Here is a 3,106-nt window from a genome sequence, read left to right on the forward strand (position 1 = left end):
GGCCACGACGATGCCGCGGCCGGTCGCCCGGTTCTGCCCGTACGGAGAAGCCCTCGGGGTCAGTGACGCGCCAGACGCGTACTGGTGCCGTGACCGGCAAGGTTTGCCCGGTGGCGAGGCGTGCTGGCGCTCCCCCATGGCCTTCGGCGTGGGCCTACTCGGGCCTTCGGCCAACGCCGGGGGCACCCCCACCCGCCGAAGGTTGGAGGGAGGGCGCGCGTGCCGGGGCGGCGAGCGGGGCACACCTTGCCGGGAGGGGCACTAGTCACCGCCACCGCCGGAACCGCCACCGTCACCGCCACCGGAGCCACCACCGCCGTCACCGCCGGAACCACCGCCGTCACCGCCACCGCCGTCGCCACCGCTGCCGGAACCACCGCCGTATCCGCCGGACCCTTCGCCGCCGCCGTCGCCCCCGCCGTAACCGCCGTCGGAGGAACCGCTGCTGCCGCCGGACGCCGAAGCACCGCCGTCACTGCCGCCGTAACCGCCATAGCCGCCGCCGTCGGAGGAGCCTCCATCAGAGGAACCCCCGTCGGAGGAACCCCCGTCGCCACCGGACGCCGAAGCACCGGAGTCACCGCCGGAAGCCCCATCGGCGGAACCTCCGTCAGAGGAAGCCCCATCGGCAGAGGCGCCGTCGGACGAAGCTCCGTCCGCGGAAGCCCCGTTGTCACCGGCGTCCCCGGCGTCCCCGGAATCCCCGGCGGCGGCAGAAGAGCCGTCATCCCCCGCGTCACCCGCGTCGGCGGAAGCGGCATCGGCCGTACCGTCGTCACCAGGCGCGGACGCGGCAGCCGTGTCCCCTGCCGGAGCAGCAGCAGCCGCCGGCGCCGAGTCGGCTGGAGCCGAGGCCGGCGCGGAGTCCGCCGGGGCCGAGGCCGGTGCGGAGTCGGCCGGAGCGGACGCCGGTGCGGAGTCGGCCGGGGCCGAACTCGATGTCGTGGTCGCCCCCCAGGGCGACCCGAGCATCGCCCCGGGCGTACCGGCTATCGCCCCGCTGTAGGCACTCGCGGAGACGCTCGTCCCGGGCGGCCCGGAGATGCTGGCGGGCGCGGCGCCGGGCGCCTGGGCGGTGGCGGTGCCACCGTTGGGCGCGGAGGCGGTCGCCGAGGAGACGCCGCCGAGCGGACTGCCGACACCGGTGGAGGTGGCGGAGGTCGGCCCGGAAGTGCTGGTCGCGGACGCCTGCGCCTGACTGCCGCCGGCGTCGGTGCCGGCAGCGGACGTACCGGCCGCCGACGTGCTGGCGGACGAGCCGGACACGCCGACCCCGGCCTTACCGGCGCTGCCGAGCGGCCCGGAGGCGGCGCTCGCCGAGGTGTTGCCGCTGGGGCTGGAAGCCGCAGCGGACGAACCGGCGGGACCGGAATCCGCGTTGGCCCCGGAGGAACCCCCGCCCTTGGTGCTCGCGGAGGCAGCAGCCCCGTTCTGGCTGGACCCGCTGGTCGCGCCGGCGCTCTGCGCGCCGCCGCTCGCCTCGGCCGACGAAGTCCCCTTACTGGTCGAGGCGTTGGAGTTGGCTCCCGCCCCGCTGCCGGTCGCCGTGGCATCGCCGACCGACACTCCGCCGCCGGGCCCGGCCTTGGACGCACCCGCCCCGGCCGAGTTCGTACCACTGCCGTAGGCCGAGGCACCGGCCCCGGTCTTCCCGTCGCCGACGCTCATCCCGGCCGACGCGGGAGCACCGTTCGAGCTGTTCCCGTAGGTGGCGCCGAGGCCGATCGCCCCGGACTGGGTGCCGCCACCGGTCCCGCTCAGCCCTGCCTGCCCGCTGCTGTCGCTCCCGTACGAACCCGCGCGCGCCCCACCGTCCGCACCGGAAGGATCGGCGATAGCGCCTCCGGTCAGGTGCAGGACGCCCACCACGGACGCCACCGTCAGGATCGACGCCCGCCGCAGCGCGCGCCCGCGGACGCGCTCGCGCCCGTGTGCGCGGACCGGCGGCGCGGCCGCATCGGCCGTATCGGCCTGCGACGGACGCTCCTCACCCTCTAACGAACTCTCAGACGACGCATCTGTGGCCATCCGCGGCTTCCCTTCATCGGCGCGCCCTGGACGCGCTCCCTCTGGCACCGGTGTCCTCAGTGGCACCGGCCGCACCGCCACCCTTCCGCACCACCACCCCCGCGGCAATGGCCCTGCACCCGCTCCCACAGAGCCCGCGGCAGCCCGAAGATCGGAGTCGGCCCGCACCCGTACAGAAAGCGGCTGCCCGGCGCTCGGCCGCAGAAACCGAACGCGAACTGAACGCGTGCCGAACGTTCTCGGGCGTCGGTGCACATGCTGGTACTGGTGTCGGTCGGCGCTGCCTGTGCCGGCGCGGTATGGCCCGACGCCCCACCACTCAGAGCGCCCGGCTCACGGGCGATCGAGCGCCAACTCGTACTCGGTGAACGACGCGTCCAAGGGCGACGGGATCGTCTTGCCGGTCCGCTCGAAGCCCGACCTCCGATAGAACGCCTCGGCCCGCGGGTTCTTCTCATGCACCCACAGGTAGAGGCGATCGGTCCGCTGCCACGCCCACTCCAGGGCGGCCGCGAACAGCCGCTCGGCCACCCCGAGCCCGCGAACCTCGGGCACCAAGTAGACGGCATTGAGGCTGGGATGGTCAGGACGCTCGACGACCACCACAGTCATCCCCACCCAGCGCTCCGCGGTACGGGCAGCGCCACCGCCCTCACCGTCTCCACCGTCGCCTTCGACGGCGCCGTCTCCCGTGACCACGGCGACGAACTGCTGCGAGCCGGCCCCCGACGCCCGCTGCCGCCATCGGTCATCGCTCATCGCCGACTCCTCGGCGTACGTACGGGCGAAGGCCACCGGTGCGATTGCGTCCTGCAGCGCCGCCAACCGCAGCTCCCGACTCTGCCGCCACTCAGCCGGCAGCACCTGCCGTATCTCATACTCCATGGACCGGACGATACAACGCAAAAAAGCTCGGGTCCCCCGATTAAATCGGGGGACCCGAGCTGAAAATTGTTCGGCGGTGTCCTACTCTCCCACAGGGTCCCCCCTGCAGTACCATCGGCGCTGAAAGGCTTAGCTTCCGGGTTCGGAATGTAACCGGGCGTTTCCCTAACGCTATGACCACCGAAACACTATG

At 73.4% G+C, this 3,106-nt stretch carries 2 protein-coding genes and 1 rRNA gene; all 3 read right to left on the reverse strand.

The annotated features are described in order from the left end of the window. Positions 1-261: 261 nt before the first annotated feature. Positions 262-1,878 (reverse strand): hypothetical protein, encoded by a 1,617-nt coding sequence (locus AC13HU_RS34755; protein WP_483045985.1) that lies wholly within the window; start codon positions 1,876-1,878, stop codon positions 262-264. Positions 1,879-2,361: 483 nt separating this feature from the next. Further along, positions 2,362-2,913 carry a GNAT family N-acetyltransferase gene (locus AC13HU_RS34760; protein ID WP_483045986.1) on the reverse strand — a complete coding sequence of 184 codons (552 nt, stop codon included), beginning with the start codon at positions 2,911-2,913 and terminating at the stop codon, positions 2,362-2,364. A gap of 68 nt (positions 2,914-2,981) precedes the next feature. Next, positions 2,982-3,098 (reverse strand): 5S ribosomal RNA (gene rrf, locus AC13HU_RS34765). Between the last annotated feature and the right edge of the window lie 8 nt (positions 3,099-3,106).

The organism is Streptomyces sp. NH27, from assembly GCF_056859195.1.

Coding starts and splice junctions, on each gene's coding strand:
- AC13HU_RS34760 (WP_483045986.1), bottom strand. CDS start 2,913: ATGGAGTATGAGATACGGCAGGTGCTGCCGGCTGAGTGGCGGCAGAGT.